Genomic DNA, 20,347 nt, shown 5'->3' on the forward strand with positions numbered 1-20,347 from the left:
CACACCCTTCACTCACGTGTCAACAACCGTGAGCGATCCTAGAGTTGGCGCGGACATGCGGTAAGGCCCGTTCCGGCACGGTGCGGTACCGGAACGGGCCTCGCCTCCCCCTCGGGCCTCGCCCCCTCGGCCCCCGGCTCTACTCGCGCCCCCGCGCGCTCACCGCGTGCGCCGCGTCACGAACTCCGCGAGCGCCAGCAGGCCGCCCGCCGCCCCGAGGTCCGGAACGGCCCGGGACAGCTGCTGGACCGCCCGCCCCATCCGGTCCGCCGCCTCGGCCTGCGCCCAGTCCCGCCCGCCGGCCCGGTCCACCGCGTCAGCCGCCCTGCGCACGTCCTCCCCGGTCATGGGACCGGCGTACAACTCGGCCAGCTCCTTCCCCGCCGTGGTGTCCGAGGTGAGGGCGGCCACGACCGGGAGGGACTTCTTGCGGGCGATCAGGTCCGCCCCGGCGGGCTTGCCGGTGTGTCCCGGGTCCCCCCAGATGCCGATCAGGTCATCGATCAGCTGGAAGGCTAGCCCGGCCTCCCGACCGAAGGAGTCCATGGCGTCGACCTCGTCCGGCCCGGCCCCCGCGTACAGGGCGCCCAGCGCGCACGCGCAGCCCAGGAGCGCCCCGGTCTTGGCCGTGGCCATGGCCAGGCACTCGTCGAGCGAGACCTGCGGGCGCCGTTCGAAGGCGCAGTCCGCCTGTTGGCCCGCACACAGCTCGATGACACAGGCCGCGAGCCGGGCCGAGGCCGCTGCGGCGGCCGGATGCGGATCCTCCGCGAGCAGCCGCAGCGCGAGCGCCATCATCGCGTCGCCCGTGATGATGGCGTCCGGCGTCCCGAAGACGGTCCATGCCGTGGGCCGGCCCCGCCGCCGGACGTCCTTGTCGATGATGTCGTCGTGCAGCAGCGTGAAGTTGTGCGCCAGCTCCACGGCCGCCGCTGCCCGTACGGCCTCGTCCGCCGGACCGGCCCCGGAACCACGCAGGGCCTGGGCGGCGGCCAGCACCAGGGCAGGCCGGATGGCCTTTCCGGTCCCGCCCGCGGCGGGGCTGCCGTCCTCGTGAACCCAGCCGAAGTGGTACATCGCCACGCGTCGCATCGAACCCGGCAGGCTCTCGACCGTGCGGCGCAGCTGCGGGTCGACCGCTTCTCTCGTCCGTTCCAACAGGGCCGCGGCGTCCTGGCCCTCACCAGTCGCGATGGCGTTCACGGCGGTCAGCGCCAGCGGCCGATCTCGACGTTCTCCAACACCCCGAGCGCATCGGGCACCAGCACCGCGGCCGAGAAGTAGGCGGTGACCAGGTAGGAGATGATCGCCTGCTCGCTGATCCCCATGAAGCGGACCGACAGGCTCGGTTCGATCTCGTCCGGGATGCCCGGCTGGTGGAGCCCGATCACGCCCTGCTCGTCCTCGCCCGTGCGCATGCACAGGATGGACGTAGTGCGGGCGTCGCTGATCGGGATCTTGTTGCTCGGGAAGATCGGCACCCCGCGCCAGGCCGGCACCCGGTTGCCGCCGACGTCCACCGACTCCGGGTAGATGCCGCGCTTGTTGCACTCGCGCCCGAAGGCGGCGATCGCCTTGGGGTGCGCGAGGAACAACTTGGAGCCGCGCCGCATGCTGAGGAGCTGGTCCATGTCGTCGGGGCCGGGCGCGCCGTCGTGCGGCTGGATGCGCTGGTCGTAGTCGGCGTTGTGGAGCAGGCCGAAGTCGCGGTTGTTGAGCATCTCGTGCTCCTGGCGCTCGCGCAGCGCCTCGACCGTGAGCCGCAACTGCTGCTCAGTCTGGTTCATCGGGTGGTTGTAGAGGTCGGCGACGCGGCTGTGCACCCGCAGGACCGTTTGTGCGATGGAGAGTTCGTACTCGCGCGGCCGGGCATCGTAGTCCACGAAGGTGCCGGGGAGGACGGCCTCGCCCCGGTGGCCGGCGGAGAGCTCGATCGCGGCCTCGCCGTACTTGTTGGTCTCCCGGTCGGGCCGGGTCCGTACGTCCTCCACGTGCTCGCGCAGCGACTCGACCCGGTCGGCGAGGAGCTGGAAGTCCTGCCGGGACAGGGTGAGCGCGGTGCCGGAGGTGACGGCGCGGGCGGTGTACTCCCAAATCGATTCTTCATCGACGAGGGCGTCGTCGCCGAAGTACGCGCCGTCGGCGACGGTCCCGAGGACGGCGTCCTCGCCGTAGGGGCCGGGTCCGATCTGCTCGATGCGGCCGTGGGCGAGCAGGAAGACCTGGTCGGCGGGGCTGCCGAAGGAGGTCAGCTCCTGGCCGGCCTCGAAGTCGATCTGTCGGCACCGCTGGGCGAGTTCACCGAGGACGTCGAGGTCCTCGTAGTCGCGCAGCAGCGGGAGCTCGCCGAGCTCGGCCGGGATCACCTGGACCTGGGTGCCGGTCTTGATGAACTCCACGACGCCGTTGCCGACCGAGTAGCTCAGCCGACGGTTGACGCGGTACGTACCGCCCTGCACGGACACCCACGGCAGCATCTTCAGGAGCCACCGCGAGGTGATCTCCTGCATCTGCGGCGCGGACTTGGTCGTGGTTGCCAAGTTCCGTGCGGCCGTCGTCCCGAGACTGCGCTGCGGTGTCTGGGCCTCGGACTCGGAACCTGCCTGGACCGACATGTCTTTCCCTTTCGATCACTCCATGGATCTTCGGGAGCAGCCTTTCAGCACGGAACGTGGTGGGACCATTACACAAAAGGGTGGGACTACTCCGTCCGGATGCGGGCACCCTTTGGGGTCGCCCATCTCCCCCATGGGCCTCTCCAGCCCCACACACCCCACCCCTTTCGGCCAAGCGCGACCTCGCGGGGGTCCCGCGCGAACCTCACGGAGACCTAACTTGCATCAGGGATGCAAGTTTGCCTACGGTGACCCCATGCGGCTGACCCGATTCACCGACCTGGCGCTGCGCGTCCTGATGCGCCTGGCCGTCGAGGAAACGGACCTCCCGACCACCCGCGACGTGGCGGCGACCATGGAGGTCCCGTACACGCACACCGCGAAGGTGGTCGCCAGGCTGCAACACCTCGGCCTGGTCGAGGCCCGGCGCGGCCGCGGGGGCGGACTCGCCCTGACCGCCGCCGGGCGCGCCGCGCCGGTCGGCGGCGTGGTGCGCGAACTGGAGGGCGAGGGCGACGTCGTGGAGTGCGAGGGCACCTCGCCCTGCCCGCTGCGTGGCGCCTGCGTACTGCGCGGCGCCCTGCGCCGGGCCCAGGAGGCCTTCTTCGCCGCCCTGGACCCGCTCACGGTGAACGACCTGGCGGCGTCCCCGACCGGACCGCTCCTGCTGGGCATTTCGAGCAGGGCGCCGAGCGGATCCGGGGGGCCCTGACCCCTCCGGCCGCATGGCCGGTTAGCGCCGCCCGACCAGACCGGAACGGCGGGAGTTCGAACGAAAGTCCGCACCACGACGGACTTTCTTCGATCAAAAATACGCATCTTAGATGCAAATTCACACAGTCACGTCCATCACGCGAGGAGTTCCGCATGCTGTCCGAGAAGTCGAGCGCGACCGTACGAGCCACCCTGCCCGCCGTCAGGGCGGCGATCGGCGACATAGCCGAGCTCTTCTACGCCAAGCTCTTCGCGGCCCACCCGGCGCTGATCCGCGACCTCTTCAACCGGGGGAACCAGCGGGCCGGCCTCCAGCAGCAGGCCCTCGCGGGCTCCGTCGCCGCCTTCGCCACCCACCTCCTCGCCCACCCGGACACCCGGCCCGACGTGATGCTCGGCCGCATCGCCCACAAGCACGCCAGCCTCGGCGTCACCCGCGAGCAGTACGCCGTCGTCCACCAACACCTCTTCGAGGCGATCGCCGAGGTCCTCGGCGAGGCCGTCACTCCCGAGGTCGCGCAGGCCTGGGACGAGGTCTACTGGCTGATGGCGAACGCCCTGATCACCCTGGAGGAGCGCCTCTACGCCGAGCAGCGGGTCGTCGCCGGCGACGTGTGGCGCGAGTGGACCGTCACCGAGCGGGTGGCCGAGACCGCGGACTGCACCACCTTCCGGATCACCCCCGCGGACGGCGCCCCGGTGCCCGCCCACCGGCCCGGCCAGTACGTCTCGGTCCAGGTCGAACTCCCTGACGGTGCCCGCCAGATCCGCCAGTACAGCCTCATCACCTCCCCGGGCTCCGCGGTCCGCGCGATCACCGTCAAGCGGGTCCACGGCCCGGCCGCCGCGGGCCCCGACGGCGAGGTCTCCAACCACCTGCACGCCCGGGTCCACGCCGGAGCCACCCTGCGGGTCTCGGCCCCCTACGGCGACCTGGTCCTGGCGGACTCGGCCGCCCCGGTGCTGCTCGCCTCGGCCGGCATCGGCTGCACCCCGATGCTCTCGATGCTGGAGCACCTGGCCGACACCGGGCACGCCGCCCCGGTGACCGTGCTGCACGCCGACCGCTCCCCCGCCGACCACCCGCTGCGGGGCGACCACCGGGCACTGACGCACAAACTGGCCGACGCCTCGGCCCGGTTCTGGTACGAGGAGTCGGCGGAGCCGGGCGACGGCGAGGGCCGCATGGACCTCTCGGACGTCCCCCTCGCCCCGGGCACCAGGGCCTACCTGTGCGGACCGCTCCCCTTCATGCGGGCCGTGCGCGAACAGCTGATCGCCAAGGGGCTGCCGGCCGCCGACATCCACTACGAGGTCTTCGGCCCGGACCTGTGGCTCGCATCGGCCTGATTGGCCGGATCGGATCGCTCACCGTACGAATGCACTAGCCGCGGAAGGACTGCCTCCACTAAACCGGAGGGTGACGGGCCAGGCACAGAGGGTGCCCGGCCCGCACCGCAACGAAGGAGGCGGCCATGTCCGCACCCATGTCCGCGGACCGTTTCATCAACGCACTGCGCAACGAGGGCCTCACCGTCGTCGAAGTCGGCGCCTGGCGCACCCACAACCGCAACCACAAGGGCCCTTGGGGACCCGTGCACGGGGTGATGATCCACCACACCGTCACCCGCGGCACCCCGTACACGGTCGAGCTCTGCCGGAACGGCCACGGCGACCTGCCCGGCCCGCTCTGCCACGGGGTGATCGCCAAGGACGGCCGCGTCCACCTCGTGGGATACGGCCGCGCCAACCACGCGGGCGCCGGCGATTCCGACGTCCTGGCGGCGGTGATCGCCGAGAAGCGGCTGCCGCCGGACAACGAGACGGACACCGACGGCAACCGCCACTTCTACGGCTTCGAGTGCGAGAACCTCGGCGACGGCCAGGACCCCTGGCCGGCGGTCCAGCTCGACGCCATCGCCCGCGCCTCGGCGGCCGTGTGCCGGATACACCGCTGGACGGCCCGCTCGGTGATCGGCCACCGCGAATGGCAGCCGGGCAAGGTCGACCCCCGGGGCTTCACGATGGATTCCATGCGCGACCGCATCGCCGAGCGCCTGAAGTAATCCCACCGGTTGCCGAACACCAGCGGGGGCAGCCGGGGTACGGGGTCATGCCTCCGCGGGGCGTTCCGTGTCGCCGCGGGCTGCGGGGCCGGGTTCGGTGCTCACGACGAACGGGTGGGTGCCCGGGACCGGGCCCTTCGGCACGCCGGGCGGACCGGGCACCGCCCGTTCCGGCGCGTGGTCACCGATCACGCGCGCGTCACCCGCGGTGCCGGGGCCGCGCCTTCACGCTCCGGCTCCGGCTCCGGCTCCGGCATGCGGTGTCAGGGAGCGCGGCGCCCCACAATGGAAGGGTGAACCGCCCCGCGAACGTTGACGTGCTCCTACAGCCCCGCCCGCCGTCGCCCCTGCAGGAGGTCCACGACGACGGGTTCGAGCGCCACGGCGTACGGCTCCTGCTCAAGCGCGACGACCTCGTGCACCCCGAACTGCCCGGCAACAAGTGGCGCAAGCTCGCGCCCAACCTGCGCGCGGCCGTGGACGCCGGCCACGACGGCCTGGTCACCTTCGGCGGGGCGTACTCCAACCACCTGCGGGCCACCGCGGCCGCCGGGCGGCTGCTCGGGCTGCGGACGGTCGGCATCGTGCGCGGGGACGAGCTGGCCCGCCGGCCCCTGAACGAGTCGCTCGCCCGGTGCGCCGCCGACGGAATGCGGCTGCACTTCGTGTCCCGGTCGGAGTACCGCCGCAAGGCCGAGCCGCGGGAACTGGCCCGGCTGGTGGACGCGGCGGGCGCGGGCGGCGCGTACGTGGTCCCCGAGGGCGGCAGCAACGCCCTCGCCCTGCGCGGCTGCGCCGAGCTCGGCCGTGAACTGCGCGGCGCCGCCGACGTCGTGGCAGTGGCCTGCGGTACCGGCGGAACGCTGGCCGGCCTCGCGGCCGGGCTGGCCCCCGGGCAGCGCGCGCTCGGGGTTCCGGTCCTGGCGGGCGGTTTCCTGACCGCGGAGATACGTTCCCTCCAGGCCGCCGCCTTCGGGGGTCCGGCCGGCGCGTGGACCCTGGCCGAGGACTTCCACCACGGCGGCTACGCCCGGGTCCCGGCCGAGCTGGAGGCCTTCGCCGCCGACTTCGGGTCCCGCCACGGCCTCCCGGTGGAGCGGATCTACGTGGCCAAGCTGCTCTGGGCGCTGACCGAACTCACCGCGGCCGGCGCCTTCGCGCGCGGCACGGTCCTCGCCGCCGTCGTCACGGGCCGGCCGTAGGGGGTGCGCGCTCAGCCCTCCTCGCGGTAGGCCGCGGCCTCCTCCAGGTCCAGCCTGCGTAGGAGCGCCCGCAGCATTTCGTCGTCGATCCGGCGGTCGTCACGCAGCGTCACGAAGACCTCCCGTTCGGCCGCGATCATCTCCCGCGCGAGCCGCCGGTAGACGTCGTCCGCCGACTCCCCCGTCTCCGGGTTGACCTCGCCCAGCCGCTCCCACACCGCGTTGCGCCGGCGCTCCATCACCGTCCGCAGCCGGTCCGCCAGCGGCGGCGGCAGCGTGCTGTTCTCCGGCTCCTCCAGCAGCTCCGCCAGCCGCTCCTCGGCCGCCCGCGAGGCCTCGCTCTGCGCCTGCGCCTCCGCCAGGGTCTCGGCCTGCACGTCCTTCGGCGGCAACTTCAACGCCCGGATCAGCGGTGGCAGCGTCAGCCCCTGCACCACCAGCGTCCCGATGACCGTGGTGAAGGTCAGGAAGAGGATCAGGTTCCGGTGCGGCACCGACATCGGCACCGAGAAGGCGATGGCCAACGAGACCACGCCCCGCATCCCGGCCCACCCCACGATCACCGGGGCCTTCCAGTCGGTCTCCGTCTCCCGGTCCCGGATCCGCGGCGACAGCCAGCGGGGCACGAAGGTCGCCGGGAACACCCACAGGAACCGGGCCACCACCACCGCGAGGAACACGGCGATCGCGTAGGTGGCCGCGTGCAGGCCGTCGTACTCCCCGAGCCCCGTGAGGACCACCGGCAGCTGGAGCCCGATCAGCGCGAAGACCACCGACTCCAACACGAAGGCGACCACCTTCCACACCGCCTCCTCCTGGAGCCGGGTGGCGAAGTCGACCTGCCAGTTCCGGTGCCCGAGGTACAGCGCGACCACGACCACCGCGAGCACCCCGGAGGCGTGCACCCGCTCGGCGGCCGCGTACGCCACGAAGGGGATCAGCAACGACAGGGTGTTCTGGAGCAGCGGCTCCTTCAGCCGCGTGCGCAGCTGGTGGATCGGCACCATCAGCAGCAGGCCGACGCCGATGCCGCCGACCGAGGCCAGCAGGAACTCCGCGATGCCGCCCGCCCAGCCGGCGCTCACCCCGACGGCCGCGGCCAGCGCCACCTTGTACGCGGTGATCGCGGTGGCGTCGTTGACCAGGGACTCGCCCTGCAGGATGGTCGTGATGCGGTTCGGCAGCCGCAGCTTGCGGGCGATGGCGGTGGCGGCGACGGCGTCCGGCGGGGCGATCACCGCGCCCAGCACCAGCGCCACCGGCAGCGAGAGCCCCGGCACCAGCAAGTACGCCGCGTACCCGACGGCCACCGTCGCGAAGAGCACGTAGCCCACCGACAGCATGGCGATCGGCCGGACGTTCGCGCGCAGGTCCAGGTACGAGCTGTCCACGGCGGCCGTGTACAGCAGCGGCGGCAGCAGCAGCGGCAGCACGATGTGCGGGTCGAGGGCGTAGGCGGGCACCCCCGGGACGTACGCGGCCAGCAGACCGGCGGCGACCAGCAGCAGCGGTGCGGGCACCGGGGTGCGGCGCGCCAGCCCCGCGACGGCCGCGCTACCGGCGACCAGCGCCACCAGCGGCAATACCTCCATCGAAGATCCACCTCAATCGTCGGCCGCTCGCCCCGAACGCGCGGGCTTGGCCGAGGAGATCCCCATGACTCGCACGGCGGGAACGTATTCTGTACGAGATCAAGCTCCGGTCAAAGCGTGACGCATCGACACTCCGCTGCATCGCAGCTCCGTCCCGTGCGCGCGGTTCGCCCCGAGACTGAAGGCCGGGGTTCCGGTACAAGGAGAATGCGATGAGCGAGTGCACCCACGTTGCCGAACTGCCGCGCCCCGAACCGGTGCCCTCCCACCACACCTGCCCCGAATGCCTGGCCCTCGACAGCCACCCCGTGCAACTGCGGATGTGCCTGTCGTGCGGGTACGTGGCCTGCTGTGATTCCTCGCCCCACCGGCACGCCACCGCACACCACCAGGAGACCGGCCACCCGGTGATGCGGAGCTTCGAACCGGGTGAGACCTGGCGCTGGTGTTTCGTCGACGGTTCGATCGTCTGAAGCGGGGTAGTTCAACCCTCCGCCGGTTCCCCTGATTTGGGCCCCGCAGACCCCTAGCCACTGTGCGTACCCATGGGCTTACCATCAGTCACTGGCTCGCAGGCGGGGTACGCGGGTGCCTAGAGGGGTGCCGCGACACGATCGCCCGGATCGCGATAGCGTCACCGGCGAACAGAGCTCGTACCACCTTGGAGGTGAGGGTGTCCCAGATCGCAGGCGAGCCCGGGACTCAGGACTTCGTGGAAGTCCGGCTGCCCGCTGCGGGTGCCTACCTGTCGGTGCTGCGGACGGCCACGGCCGGTCTCGCGGCACGTTTGGACTTCACCCTCGACGAGATCGAGGACCTCCGCATCGCGGTGGACGAGGCCTGCGCGATCCTGCTCCAGCAGGCCGTGCCGGGCTCCGTCCTCAGTTGCGTGTTCCGGCTGATCGACGATTCGCTGGAAGTGACCGTCTCGGCGCCGACCACCGACGGGCGCGCACCGGAGCGCGACACGTTCGCGTGGACGGTCCTGTCGGCGCTGGCCGGCAAGGTCGAGGCCACGGTCGAGGAGAACCGGACGGTGAGCATCAGCCTCTACAAACAGCGCGGCGCGGGACCAGGCCCGGCGTGAGCGGCGGGGAGATCCCGGTGCGGGGCGGGGATCGGCCCCGGGTACGGCACGAGGTCGACGGCGGCATCCCGGAGCAGCAGCACGCCCGGCCGCACCCGGCTGATGCGGATGCGGAAGACGGCTTTTTGGACTCGGCGGAGCGACGGGCGGGCCCTATGAGCGAGAACCAGCAGGAACAACCACAACCAGACCGGCCGGCCGGGACGGGAGCCGGGGCCGAGGCCCCGCCCCCGGTGGTGCCCCCGGTACCGCCGGTGCCGGTGTTCCCGGTGACTCCGGCGCTGCCGGATCCGCGCGACCGCAGCGGCGCGCGGGCCCTGTTCATCGAGCTGCGGGCGCTGCCCGACGGGTCGGTGGAGAAGGCCGAGCTGCGCAACCGGCTGGTACGGATGCACCTGCCGCTGGTGGAACACCTGGCGCGGCGCTTCCGCAACCGCGGTGAGCCGCTCGACGACCTGACCCAGGTCGCGACGATCGGCCTCATCAAATCCGTGGACCGGTTCGACCCGGACCGCGGGGTCGAGTTCTCCACGTACGCCACGCCCACGGTGGTCGGCGAGATCAAACGCCACTTCCGTGACAAGGGGTGGGCGGTGCGGGTGCCGCGCCGTCTGCAGGAGCTGCGGCTCTCGCTGACGACGGCCACGGCCGAACTGTCCCAGCAGCACGGCCGCTCCCCGACGGTGCACGAACTGGCCGAGCGGCTGGGGATCTCCGAGGAGGAGGTGCTGGAGGGGCTGGAATCGGCCAATGCCTACAGCACGCTCTCCCTCGACGTCCCGGACACCGACGACGAGTCGCCGGCGGTCGCGGACACCCTGGGTGCGGAGGACGAGGCCCTGGAGGGCGTCGAGTACCGCGAGTCCCTCAAGCCGTTGCTGGAGGGCCTGCCGCCGCGGGAGAAGCGGATCCTGCTGCTTCGCTTCTTCGGCAACATGACCCAGTCGCAGATCGCCCAGGAGGTCGGCATCTCCCAGATGCACGTCTCCCGGCTGCTGGCCCGCACCCTGGCCCAGCTCCGCGAGAAGCTCCTCGTCGAGGAATAGTCGAGGAGGAGACGAGGGGGAGTAGACGGACGGGGAACCGACGGGCGGGGAGGAGCCGGACGATCGGTTATCGGGCCTGATCCCCCGGCCCGATGCCCAGGGCCTCGGTCGCCGTCGGATTCACCAGGAGCGCGACGACGGCCACCGCGGCCACGGCCAGCGCCACGGCGGCGGCGATCATCGCGCCGCCGGTGCTGTAGAGGGTCCAGGCCACCGGCAGCGCCATCAGCTGGGTGATCAGGGCCGGGCCGCGGCTCCAGCGGCGGCCCAGGCGCAGCCCGCGGGCCGCGACCAGCGGCAGCGCGGCGAGCGCGAGCAGGGTGATCCCGCCCGTCTCGGCCTGCTGCGGGGAATCGGGGTCACCGGCGATCCCCACGAACAGCATGTAGAGCCCGAGGCCGGCCAGCGCCAGGCCCTCCAGGGCGGTGAGCGCGGCGGCCGCGGTCAGCCGGCCGGGCAGCTCGGCGGTCGGGACGGCGGCGGAGGCGGGGGCGTTCGCGGGCTGCTTCTTACTCACTCCAGCAGAGTAGCGGCGCGTCCCGGACCCCGGAGGGGACGGGCAGTAGGGTCGGCGTCCGAAGGGGTGGGTAGTCTGGCGCTCATGCGTGCACTTCTCGTGGCCAACCCAGCAGCGACGACCACCAGTGCGCGCACGCGCGACGTCCTGACCCATGCCCTGGCCAGCGAGATGAAGCTGGAGGCGGTCACCACCGAGTACCGCGGCCATGCCAGGGACCTGGGGCGCAAGGCCGCGCACGAGGGGCTCGACCTCGTCGTCGCCCTCGGTGGCGACGGCACGGTCAACGAGGTGGTCAACGGGCTCCTGCACAACGGCCCCGATCCGGAGCGGCTGCCGCGGCTGGCGGTGGTTCCCGGCGGCTCCACCAACGTGTTCGCGCGCGCCCTGGGACTGCCCAACGACGCGGTCGAGGCGACCGGCGCCCTGCTGGATGCGCTGCGGGAGCAACGCGAGCGGACGGTGGGCCTGGGCCTGGCGGCCGGCACCCCGGGCACGGAGGACGAGTCGGTCCCGGCCCGCTGGTTCACCTTCTGCGCGGGCTTCGGCTTCGACGCGGGTGTGGTGGGCCGGGTGGAGCAGCAGCGCGAGCGCGGCAAGCGTTCGACGCACGCCCTGTACGTGCGACAGCTGATGCGCCAGTTCTGGGAGGAACCGAACCGGCGTCACGGCACGGTCACCTTGGAGCGCCCCGGCGCGGACCCGGTGACCGATCTGGTGCTGTCGATAGTGTGCAATACGTCACCGTGGACGTATCTGGGGAATCGTCCGCTTTACGCCTCGCCCGAAGCCTCGTTCGATACTGCGCTTGACGTATTGGCACTGAACCGTTTGTCAACTCCAGCAGTCGCGCGGTACGCGACACAGCTCCTGACCTCCACTCCTGAGCGGGGTCCACACGGCAAGCACGCGGTGTCTCTGCACGATCTGACCGACTTCACCTTGCATTCGAAGGTTCCGCTTCCCTTCCAGATGGACGGTGATCACCTCGGACTGCGGACCAGCGTTCGGTTCACAGGCGTACGCCGGGCACTGCGTGTGATTGTGTGAGTAGAAGGGCCCGGAGGCCTTTCACTCGAACGTTTACGCGCCAGTCCACCCTCACGATGTAGGGCTGTGACCTAGTAGACACCGACGAATCAAAAAAAACTTTCCGGAAGGGGTTGTATCCCCGTCCGAGGTTTGCGAATCTCTTCATGGCGATCGGGACAGCCCGCAACACCCGGCACCCACACAGACCGCCAGAACCCCTCCACGAATCTCTAACTGATCACCCGCGTGAAACCGGGCGGTCGCCCTTCCCTCGCGGGGGGATTCGTGAAAGCGTTCACATTCACAAGCAACTTGCCCGCAATACAAGGAGATGGAGCAGCCATGGACTGGCGTCACAACGCCGTTTGTCGTGAGGAAGACCCGGAACTCTTCTTCCCCATCGGCAACACCGGTCCTGCGCTGCTGCAGATCGAGGAAGCCAAGGCCGTCTGCCGCCGTTGCCCCGTCATGGAGCAGTGCCTGCAGTGGGCGCTCGAGTCCGGTCAGGACTCCGGTGTCTGGGGCGGTCTCAGCGAGGACGAGCGCCGCGCCATGAAGCGCCGCGCCGCTCGCAACCGGGCGCGCAACGCCAGCGCCTGACAACGACTTTCGAGCCTCGACGCGCAGCGCGTAGTAACCGAACAAGCGCTCAGCACCGTGCTCTTGAGCCCCGGACCGAATGATTCGGTCCGGGGCTCAGTGCTGTTCGGGAAAGCCGGACCGTAACGCTGAGTCACGGCACGGCTGCTACTTCTGCGGGCTGGACGGGATGTCGAGGACGACCTTGGTGCCGCGCGGCTCGGCCGGGAGCATGTCGAACGTGCCGCCGAGCTCCCCCTCCACGAGGGTCCGTACGATCTGCAGCCCGAGGTTGCCGGCGCGCTGGGGGTCGAACCCCTCGGGCAGACCGCTGCCGTCGTCGAGCACGGTGATCAGCAGCCGGCCGTCGGTGCGACCGGTTCCGCTGCGGATCGCGGCCACCTCCACGGTGCCGCCCTCCCCCTGGGTGAAGGCGTGCTCCAGGGCGTTCTGCAAGATCTCCGTCAGCACCATCGACAGCGGAGTGGCAACCTCCGCGTCCAGGATCCCGAACCTGCCGACGCGCCGGCAGGCGACCTTCCCCGGGGAGATCTCCGAGACCATCGCGATGACGCGGTCGGCGATCTCGTCGAACTCGACCCGCTCGTCGAGGTTCTGAGACAGCGTCTCGTGCACGATCGCGATCGATCCGACACGGCGCACGGCCTCGTTCAGCGCCTCGCGGCCCTGCGGCGAATCCATCCGGCGGGACTGGAGCCGCAACAGTGCGGCCACGGTCTGGAGGTTGTTCTTCACCCGGTGGTGGATCTCCCGGATGGTCGCGTCCTTGGTGATCAATTCGCGTTCGCGACGACGCAGTTCGGTGACGTCGCGGCACAGCACCAGGGAGCCGATCCGAGTGCCCTTCGGCTTGAGCGGGATGGCGCGGAGCTGGATGACCCCGCCGTTGCCGTCGACCTCGGTCTCCCGGGGGGCCCAGCCGCTGGCGAGCTTGACCAGGGCCTCGTCCACCGGTCCGCGGGAGGGGGCGAGTTCGGCCGTGATGTTGCCCAGGTGCTGACCCACGAGGTCGGAGGCGAGGCCGAGCCGGTGGTAGGCGGAGAGCGCGTTCGGCGAGGCGTAGGTGACCACGCCGTCGGCGTCGAGGCGGATCAGGCCGTCCCCGACCCGCGGGGAGGCGTCCATGTCGACCTGCTGGCCGGGGAACGGGAAGGAGCCCGCCGCGATCATCTGTGCGAGGTCGGAGGCGGACTGGAGGTAGGTCAGCTCCAGCCGGCTCGGTGTACGCACAGTGAGCAGATTGGTGTTGCGCGCGATCACTCCCAGTACCCGCCCCTCGCGGCGGACGGGGATCGACTCAACGCGGACCGGTACCTCCTCGCGCCACTCGGGGTCGCCCTCGCGCACGATCCGGCCCTCGTCGAGCGCGGCGTCCAGCAGCGGGCGGCGGCCGCGCGGCACCAGGTGGCCGACCATGTCGTCCTGGTACGAGGTGGGGCCGGTGTTCGGGCGCATCTGGGCGACCGAGACGTACCGCGTGCCGTCGAGGGTGGGAACCCACAGGACGAGGTCGGCGAAGGACAGGTCGGAGAGCAGCTGCCACTCCGAAACCAGCAGGTGGAGCCACTCCAGGTCGGTTTCACCGAGAGCGGTGTGCTGGCGTACGAGGTCGTTCATGGAGGGCACGTTGCGAGCGTACCCCGGGTATGCGCCATGACTTTCCCCACGACGGTACTCAGGAGTATCCAAGGGGGGCGCGAGCCGCGTACTGTTGGAGGAAGTGACGGGTTTCCAGGCCCTGTCATTGGATGGACAGAACAGAATGGTCTAGTCCACAATTGATTTCAGAACCTCCGCCCTCCCCGCACAGGAGGACGGATCGAGGTAAGCGGCGCGCTCTGCCCTGACCGCGCAGGCACCTCCACCGGCCGTCGGGAACCGCACACCTGTCGGCCGTAAGTACTCCGGGCTACGGTGCCGGGCGGGTCGAGGGTCCCGTCCTGCACCGTGGCCCAGAGGAACTCCCGCGCGAAGAGCGCGCTCCGGCCGGTCAGGCCGCGGGCCAGGCCAGCAGGGCCCGCTCGGCCACCGCCTCCAGTTCTTCCCGGGTCGCCCCGTCGCGCGACTGCTGGGACATCCCCTGGAGCACCGCTCCGGCGTACCGGGCCAGCGCCCGCGCGTCTGTGTCCGCGGGCAACACCCCCGTCGCCACGTCGGCCCGGATCCGGCTCTCGAACATCACCAGGTTGGCGTTGCGGCGCTCGCGGAGCGCCTGCGCCACCTCGTCCGAGGTGGTGTTGATCGCGGCACTGATCACCATGCAGCCCGGCGGGTGGGCCGGGTCGGTGTAGATGTCGGCGGCCTCGCGCAGGATGCGGGCGACGGCCGCCCGGGCGGTGGGTTCCTCGGCGAGCGCCACGCCCGCAAAGTCCGCGTACCGGCCGCCGTACACCACCACGACCTCGTCGAAGAGCTTGCGCTTGTCGCCGAAGGCCGCGTAGAGGCTGGGCGCGCTGATGCCGAGCGAGGCGGTCAGGTCGGAGATGGAGGTCGCCTCGTAGCCGCGCTCCCAGAAGGCGAGCATCGCCTTGTCGAGGGCGGCGTCGCGGTCGAAGGAACGGGGCCTGCCGCGCTGTCCGGTCACCATGCCCGCATTCTATAGCGGGCGCTAGGAAATCTGGTACGTTCATTTCTGTAGCGACCACTAGCGATTACCGGAGGGGGGCGCGTCATGGGCGTGCTCAAGGGAAAGACGGCACTGGTCACCGGCGGCAGTCGGGGCATCGGGCGGGCCGTGGCGGAGCGGTTGGCGCGGGACGGGGCGCTCGTCGCGGTGCACTACGGGCGCAACGGCGCAGCGGCGAAGGAGACCGTCGCGGCGATCGGGGCGGCCGGCGGGCGGGCCTTCGCCATCGGGGCGGAGCTCGGCGTCCCCGGCGACGCCCGGGCCCTCTGGGCCGCGTACGCGGCCCATCCCGACCACACCGAGGGCGTGGACGTCTTGGTCAACAACGCCGGGGCGGCGGCCTTCGCGGGGATCGCGGACACGGACGAGGAGACGTACGACCGGGCGCACGCCCTCAACGCCAAGGCACCGTTCTTCGTGATCAAGTACGGGCTGGAGCGACTGCGCGACGGGGGCCGGATCGTGAACGTGACCGGCACCCCGGACATCGCCCTGCCGGCCATCCTGGCCACGGTCACGGCCAAGGGCGCCACGAACGCACTGACCCGGTCGCTGGCCGCCGAACTGGCTCCGCGCGGCATCACCGTGAACTCGGTCGGCCCCGGCATCACCGAGACCGACCTCAATGCGGACCTCCTCGCCGACGGGGCGACCCGGTCCCACCTGGCCGCCCGCTCGGTCTTCCATCGGGTGGGCACGGCCGAGGAGGTCGCCGACGTGGTGGCCTTCCTGGCCTCGCCGGACTCCCGCTGGGTGACGGGCCAGCACCTGGACGCGACGGGCGGCCTCCAGCTGGCGCTGATCTAGTGCCGTGACCGGAAGGGTTCGCCGGTTCGCGGCGTCCGGTGCCGTGGGGCGGGACTTCGCGGACACGCCCTGACGGCGCTACGGCCGTTCGGAGGGGATGGAGCTGGGGACGGTGGGGAGCACGATGCCCCGCGGGGCCTCGGACGGCCCTTCGCCGGCCGCCGCGACCGCCATGAGGTCGGGCAGTTCGTAGGGCTCCGCGCCGTCGAGGTCGACCTCGTAGCCGATGTCCCCGAGGCTCGCCGCCGTCAGCCGGCTCAGCGGGTTGCCGGCTTCGGCGATGGTCGGCGACATCAGCTCATTGCCGAAGACCGTCTCGCGCCAGTGGCTTCCCGCGCTGCCCGGTCCGCCGACGTTCGCGACCGGGACCGAGAGGGGCTGCCCCTCACCGCGGAGAATGCCGAACTCCGCCATGGCGCCGGGGCCGACGAAGGTGGGGTTGCTGGGAATGCCGGGGGTGGGGGGCCAGTCCTTCAGAAGACCGAAGGCGCTCCAGACGAACGCGCCGATCCCCAGGCAGTGGCCCATCTCGTGGGTGATGACGTCGAGCAGCGAGCCGTCGTCTTCCATCTGGCCGAGGTCGGCCTTGTCGAACCGCATGACGGCCTTCGCCGGGAGTCCCGCCCCGGCGAGCGCCGTCTGCGGCCGGAAGACGCGCGGCCCGGCCTCTCCGAGGACGCCGAAGACGCCGTCGAGGAACACTCCTTCGGCGTCGATCAGGATGTCGTCGACGATCACGTCGCCGCTGAAGTCGTGGATGACCGCGGTCTCCAGGTCGCCGACGATGACCCGTGCCCAGCGCTCGGCCGCCTCGGCGAAGACGTCCTTCTGATTGTTGGACAGCCCTCCGATGAAGCGGACCTCGATCTGGAACGGCGAGGTGGTCTCCGCGAGATCGGCGGCGCGCGTGGCGCTCGCCACGGCTTTGTAACTCTCGAAGGCGTAGGTCGGATTCCTGGCCATGACTACCACTCCAATCGCACATAGCACGACTTACCTACCAAAGCCACCTTATGCGACAAATGAGTTGTAGACAGGGCAACTAATCGCAGGTCAGACGGGCTGCGGCACCGTGCACCGCATCGGCCTCCCGAGTGACCTCCCGGGAGGCCGGGCGGCGGGATCGGGATCACCATGGAAAGCGGCGAGACCCCCGCCGCGCCCGGCTCCCTCTGCTAGATTGGTCTATACCACCCGACCCACTCCAGATCGGCAGGCCCCGCGTGGAAGTTGTCATCGTCCCGGACGCCAAGGCAGGCGGCGAGCTCATCGCGGAGGCCATGGCCGCCCTGGTGCGGCGCAAGCCCGACGCCCTGCTCGGCGTGGCGACCGGCTCTACCCCGCTGCCCGTCTACGAGGCCCTCGCCGCCAAGGTCAAGGCCGGCCGGGTCGACGCCTCGAGGGCCCGGATCTGCCAGCTCGACGAGTACGTCGGCCTGCCGGCCGGGCACCCCGAGTCCTACCGCGCGGTCGTGCTCCGCGAGGTCGTGGAGCCCCTGGGCCTGTCCGAGGCCTCGTTCATGGGCCCCGACGGTTCGGCCGAGGACATCGTCGGCGCGTGCGAGGCCTACGACCGCGCCCTGGCCGAGGCCGGCGGCGTCGACCTCCAACTGCTCGGCATCGGCACGGACGGCCACATCGGCTTCAACGAGCCCTGCTCCTCGCTCGCCTCCCGCACCCGCATCAAGACGCTGACGCAGCAGACCCGTGTGGACAACGCGCGCTTCTTCGACAACGACCTGGAGCAGGTGCCGCACCACGTCATCACCCAGGGCATCGGCACCATCCTCGACGCCCGCCACCTGGTGCTCCTGGCCACCGGCGAGGGCAAGGCCGAGGCCGTCGTGCAGACCGTCGAGGGCCCGCTGTCCGCGCTGGTCCCGGCCTCCGCGCTGCAGCTGCACCGGCACGCCACCGTGATCGTGGACGAGGCCGCGGCCTCGAAGCTGAAGCTGGCCGACTACTTCCGCCACACCTACGCCAACAAGCCCGCCTGGCAGGGCCTGTAGCCGCACCGGCGCGACACGAAGGGCCTGGACTCCCCTGGGGGCCAGGCCCTTCGGCGTGTGCGGGTGCGGGGCGCTGCACGACGCCTCCGGGCGCTGCCCGGACCCGGTCCGCAGGGGCCGCTACGCCCCCGCGATGACTTCCGCCGCAGCCCGGCCGCAGACGCGGGACGCGCCGTGCGTCGCGATGTAGAGGGCTCCGCGGGGCTCCGTCCGCGGCAGGCCCATCTCGACGACGACCGTGTCCGGGCGGGCCGCGACCAGCGCGTCGAGGGCCTCGGTCATCCAGGGGTGTCGGTGCGCGTCACGGACCACCGCGACGACGGTGCGGTCCCCCGCCGCCACCAGCACGTCCCCGGCGGAAGAGCCCTCGGGGTAGACGCCCGCCGCGGTGCCCGGGAGCAGCTCGGCGAGTTCCGCCGCCACGCCCCAGGGGGTCTCGTCCCCCACAGCGATGTTCGCGACGGGCGCGAGCGTGGCGACGTAGGGCGCCGTGAGCGGCTTGGTCGAGCCGGTGACGAGCACGGCGCGGCGGGCGGCGGTCAGCCCTATGCCGGACGCGCGGCTCCCCTCCGGCTGCGCGTCCGGCCGGGCTCCGCGGGTCCATGCGGCGAGCGCGCGGACGCGGGCGGCGGCGTCGGCGAGGCGCTCCTCGGGCAGTGCCCCCTCGCGGACGGCCGTGACCAGCGCATCGCGCAGCCGCAGGACGGTGGCTTCGTCGGCGAGTCCGCCGCCGACGCAGATGGCGTCGGCGCCGGCCGCGATGGCCAGGACCGAGCCGCGTTCGATCCCGTACGTTCCGGCGATGGCGTTCATCTCCATGCCGTCGGTGACGATGAGGCCCTGGTAGCCGAGCTCGCCCCGCAGCAGGCCGGTCAGGATCTGCGGGCTGAGCGTGGCCGGGCGGGTCGCGTCGAGGGCGGGCACCAGGATGTGCGCGCTCATCACGGCCTTGGTGCCGGCCTCGATCGCCGCCTTGAAGGGGACGAGTTCGCGGGCCTGGAGGGTGTCCAGGTCCACGTCGATGCGCGGCAGGGCGTGGTGCGAGTCGACGTTGGTGTCGCCGTGGCCCGGGAAGTGCTTGGTGCACGCGGCCACTCCGGCGGCCTGGAGGCCCTGGACGTAGGCGGCGGCGTGCCGGGCGGCGAGGTGGGTGTCGGCGCCGAAGGACCGTACGCCGATCACCGGGTTGTCCGGGTTGGAGTTGACGTCGGCGGAGGGGGCCCAGTTGAGGTTGACCCCGCACTCGGCGAGGCGCCGGCCCAGCTCGCGGGCGACGTCCCGGGTGAGGCCGGTGTCGTCGACGGCGCCGAGGGCCAGGTTGCCGGGGAAGGACGAACCGCCGCGGGCCTCCAGGCGGGTGACGTCGCCGCCCTCCTCGTCGATGGCGACCAGGACGTCGTCGCGCTCGGTGCGCAGCTGCGCGGTCAGCGCGGCGAGCTGCTCGGGCGAGGCGATGTTGCGGCCGAACAGGCCGACGGCGGTGAGGCCTTCGCCGACCCGGCGGAGCAGCCATGCGGGGGCGGTGGTGCCCTCGAAGCCGGGCTGGAGGACGGCGAGGGCGTCGCGGGTGAGCGTATCGGTGTGGTGCGCAAGGACGGTCATGGCAGCGTCATCCCTTCACGGCGCCGGCGGTCATGCCGCCGACTGCCTTGCGCTGGAGGAAGATGAAGATCAGCAGGACCGGGACCGCGAAGAGCGAGGAAGCGGCCATGGTGGCGCCCCAGTCGTTGCCGAAGGCGGTCATGAACTCGGTCAGCCAGAGCGGCAGGGTCTGCGCGCGCTTGTCCTTGTTGAGGATCAGGACCATGGCGAACTCGTTCCAGGCCGTGATGAAGCCGAAGAGCGAGGTGGACATCAGGCCGGGGGCCAGCAGCGGGAAGATCACCTTGCGGAAGGCCTGGCCGCGGGTGCAGCCGTCGATCTGGGCGGCCTCCTCCAGGGTCACCGGGACGGCGGCGATGAAGCCGCGCAGGGTCCAGATGGTGAAGGGGAGGATCATCACGAAGTAGATCGCGGTGAGCAGCGGGAGGCTGTTCAGCATCTCGCCGTCGCGGGCGATCATGTACATCGCGATGACCATGACCTCCCAGGGGGCCATCTGGGCCATCATCACGGTGAGGACCAGGCCCTTGCGGCCCTTGAACCTCATCCGGGCGATGGCGAAGCTCGCGGCGAGGGCGACGAGCAGGGCAAGCAGGACGGCGCCGACGGTGACCAGGACGCTGTTGGTGACGTACGTCCAGAAGTTGTCGACCCCGGTGGCCTTGGCGAAGTTGTCCGTCGTCGGCGTGAAGACGAAGACGGGGTCCTTCGTGAGCATCTGGTCGGCCGGCTTGAGGGCCGAGGAGAACATCCAGTACACGGGGAAGACGAAGACCAGGGCCAACAGGAGTGCGCCGAGGTTCTTGGCCACGGCTGCGGGGCGTACCGGGCG

General features: G+C 71.3%; 21 protein-coding genes. 12 read left to right on the forward strand and 9 right to left on the reverse strand.

The annotated features are described in order from the left end of the window. Window positions 1–159 precede the first annotated feature (159 nt). Together OG207_RS15410 and OG207_RS15415 are read right to left on the reverse strand one after the other, a co-directional pair. Window positions 160–1,203, reverse strand: coding sequence for a family 2 encapsulin nanocompartment cargo protein polyprenyl transferase (locus OG207_RS15410; protein ID WP_402697186.1), 1,044 nt, complete (start codon window positions 1,201–1,203; stop codon window positions 160–162). 5 nt (window positions 1,204–1,208) lie between these two features. Next, complete coding sequence (locus tag OG207_RS15415) at window positions 1,209–2,615, reverse strand: family 2B encapsulin nanocompartment shell protein (protein ID WP_329099103.1); 1,407 nt, start codon at window positions 2,613–2,615, stop codon at window positions 1,209–1,211. A 256-nt stretch (window positions 2,616–2,871) separates the two neighbouring features. On the opposite strand from OG207_RS15415, the gene OG207_RS15420 reads away from it, so the two are divergent. The 5 genes from OG207_RS15420 to OG207_RS15435 all read left to right on the forward strand — a co-directional run bounded on the left by OG207_RS15420 (window position 2,872) and on the right by OG207_RS15435 (window position 6,597). Then, window positions 2,872–3,327: an RrF2 family transcriptional regulator gene (locus tag OG207_RS15420; protein WP_329099104.1), complete on the forward strand. Its 456-nt coding sequence runs from the start codon at window positions 2,872–2,874 to the stop codon at window positions 3,325–3,327. Between the two features lie 155 nt (window positions 3,328–3,482). After that, entirely contained in the window at window positions 3,483–4,679 is a 1,197-nt protein-coding gene (locus OG207_RS15425; RefSeq protein ID WP_329099105.1) for a globin domain-containing protein, read from the forward strand. A gap of 125 nt (window positions 4,680–4,804) precedes the next feature. Next, entirely contained in the window at window positions 4,805–5,395 is a 591-nt protein-coding gene (locus OG207_RS15430; protein WP_329099106.1) for an N-acetylmuramoyl-L-alanine amidase, read from the forward strand. Window positions 5,396–5,509: 114 nt separating this feature from the next. Further along, entirely contained in the window at window positions 5,510–5,692 is a 183-nt protein-coding gene (locus OG207_RS44070) for a DUF7848 domain-containing protein (RefSeq protein WP_443072716.1), read from the forward strand. Further along, complete coding sequence (locus OG207_RS15435; RefSeq protein WP_329099107.1) at window positions 5,689–6,597, forward strand: 1-aminocyclopropane-1-carboxylate deaminase/D-cysteine desulfhydrase; 909 nt, start codon at window positions 5,689–5,691, stop codon at window positions 6,595–6,597. The genes OG207_RS44070 and OG207_RS15435 overlap by 4 nt, the downstream gene beginning before the upstream one ends. Before the next feature lie 11 nt (window positions 6,598–6,608). On the opposite strand, the gene OG207_RS15440 is transcribed toward OG207_RS15435, so the two are convergent. Beyond that, window positions 6,609–8,189, reverse strand: a complete 1,581-nt coding sequence (locus OG207_RS15440; protein ID WP_329099108.1) for a Na+/H+ antiporter — start codon at window positions 8,187–8,189, stop codon at window positions 6,609–6,611. Between the two features lie 212 nt (window positions 8,190–8,401). On the opposite strand from OG207_RS15440, the gene OG207_RS15445 reads away from it, so the two are divergent. From OG207_RS15445 to OG207_RS15455, 3 genes are all read left to right on the forward strand, one after another. Then, complete coding sequence (locus tag OG207_RS15445; RefSeq protein ID WP_329099109.1) at window positions 8,402–8,662, forward strand: UBP-type zinc finger domain-containing protein; 261 nt, start codon at window positions 8,402–8,404, stop codon at window positions 8,660–8,662. A gap of 200 nt (window positions 8,663–8,862) precedes the next feature. Next, window positions 8,863–9,276, forward strand: a complete 414-nt coding sequence (locus OG207_RS15450; RefSeq protein ID WP_030012703.1) for an anti-sigma regulatory factor — start codon at window positions 8,863–8,865, stop codon at window positions 9,274–9,276. 17 nt (window positions 9,277–9,293) lie between these two features. Next, window positions 9,294–10,322 carry an RNA polymerase sigma factor SigF gene (locus OG207_RS15455; RefSeq protein WP_443072866.1) on the forward strand — a complete coding sequence of 343 codons (1,029 nt, stop codon included), beginning with the start codon at window positions 9,294–9,296 and terminating at the stop codon, window positions 10,320–10,322. Between the two features lie 67 nt (window positions 10,323–10,389). Here OG207_RS15455 and OG207_RS15460 read toward each other — a convergent pair whose 3' ends face one another. Then, window positions 10,390–10,839 carry a hypothetical protein gene (locus OG207_RS15460; RefSeq protein WP_329099111.1) on the reverse strand — a complete coding sequence of 150 codons (450 nt, stop codon included), beginning with the start codon at window positions 10,837–10,839 and terminating at the stop codon, window positions 10,390–10,392. A gap of 84 nt (window positions 10,840–10,923) precedes the next feature. On the opposite strand from OG207_RS15460, the gene OG207_RS15465 reads away from it, so the two are divergent. Beyond that, window positions 10,924–11,889 carry a diacylglycerol/lipid kinase family protein gene (locus OG207_RS15465; protein ID WP_030385973.1) on the forward strand — a complete coding sequence of 322 codons (966 nt, stop codon included), beginning with the start codon at window positions 10,924–10,926 and terminating at the stop codon, window positions 11,887–11,889. A gap of 324 nt (window positions 11,890–12,213) precedes the next feature. Continuing rightward, complete coding sequence (locus tag OG207_RS15470; RefSeq protein WP_003953983.1) at window positions 12,214–12,471, forward strand: WhiB family transcriptional regulator; 258 nt, start codon at window positions 12,214–12,216, stop codon at window positions 12,469–12,471. 147 nt (window positions 12,472–12,618) lie between these two features. Here OG207_RS15470 and OG207_RS15475 read toward each other — a convergent pair whose 3' ends face one another. Together OG207_RS15475 and OG207_RS15480 are read right to left on the reverse strand one after the other, a co-directional pair. After that, entirely contained in the window at window positions 12,619–14,088 is a 1,470-nt protein-coding gene (locus OG207_RS15475) for a sensor histidine kinase (protein ID WP_329107651.1), read from the reverse strand. A 373-nt stretch (window positions 14,089–14,461) separates the two neighbouring features. Next, window positions 14,462–15,058 (reverse strand): TetR/AcrR family transcriptional regulator, encoded by a 597-nt coding sequence (locus tag OG207_RS15480; protein ID WP_329099112.1) that lies wholly within the window; start codon window positions 15,056–15,058, stop codon window positions 14,462–14,464. Window positions 15,059–15,142: 84 nt separating this feature from the next. Here OG207_RS15480 and OG207_RS15485 point away from each other — a divergent pair, with 84 nt between their 5' ends. Then, window positions 15,143–15,904 carry an SDR family oxidoreductase gene (locus tag OG207_RS15485; protein ID WP_329099113.1) on the forward strand — a complete coding sequence of 254 codons (762 nt, stop codon included), beginning with the start codon at window positions 15,143–15,145 and terminating at the stop codon, window positions 15,902–15,904. A 78-nt stretch (window positions 15,905–15,982) separates the two neighbouring features. Here OG207_RS15485 and OG207_RS15490 read toward each other — a convergent pair whose 3' ends face one another. After that, window positions 15,983–16,867 carry a leishmanolysin-related zinc metalloendopeptidase gene (locus OG207_RS15490; RefSeq protein WP_329099114.1) on the reverse strand — a complete coding sequence of 295 codons (885 nt, stop codon included), beginning with the start codon at window positions 16,865–16,867 and terminating at the stop codon, window positions 15,983–15,985. A gap of 260 nt (window positions 16,868–17,127) precedes the next feature. Between OG207_RS15490 and nagB the strand changes: the two genes are divergently transcribed. Beyond that, window positions 17,128–17,913 carry a glucosamine-6-phosphate deaminase gene (gene nagB / locus OG207_RS15495; protein WP_329099115.1) on the forward strand — a complete coding sequence of 262 codons (786 nt, stop codon included), beginning with the start codon at window positions 17,128–17,130 and terminating at the stop codon, window positions 17,911–17,913. A gap of 120 nt (window positions 17,914–18,033) precedes the next feature. Here nagB and OG207_RS15500 read toward each other — a convergent pair whose 3' ends face one another. After that, entirely contained in the window at window positions 18,034–19,515 is a 1,482-nt protein-coding gene (locus OG207_RS15500) for a glycoside hydrolase family 3 protein (RefSeq protein ID WP_329099116.1), read from the reverse strand. 7 nt (window positions 19,516–19,522) lie between these two features. Further along, a complete protein-coding gene (locus tag OG207_RS15505) occupies window positions 19,523–20,326 on the reverse strand; it encodes a carbohydrate ABC transporter permease (RefSeq protein WP_329107653.1) in 804 nt (267 codons plus the stop codon). Between the last annotated feature and the right edge of the window lie 21 nt (window positions 20,327–20,347).

Source organism: Streptomyces sp. NBC_01439, assembly GCF_036227605.1.
Taxonomy (GTDB): domain Bacteria; phylum Actinomycetota; class Actinomycetes; order Streptomycetales; family Streptomycetaceae; genus Streptomyces.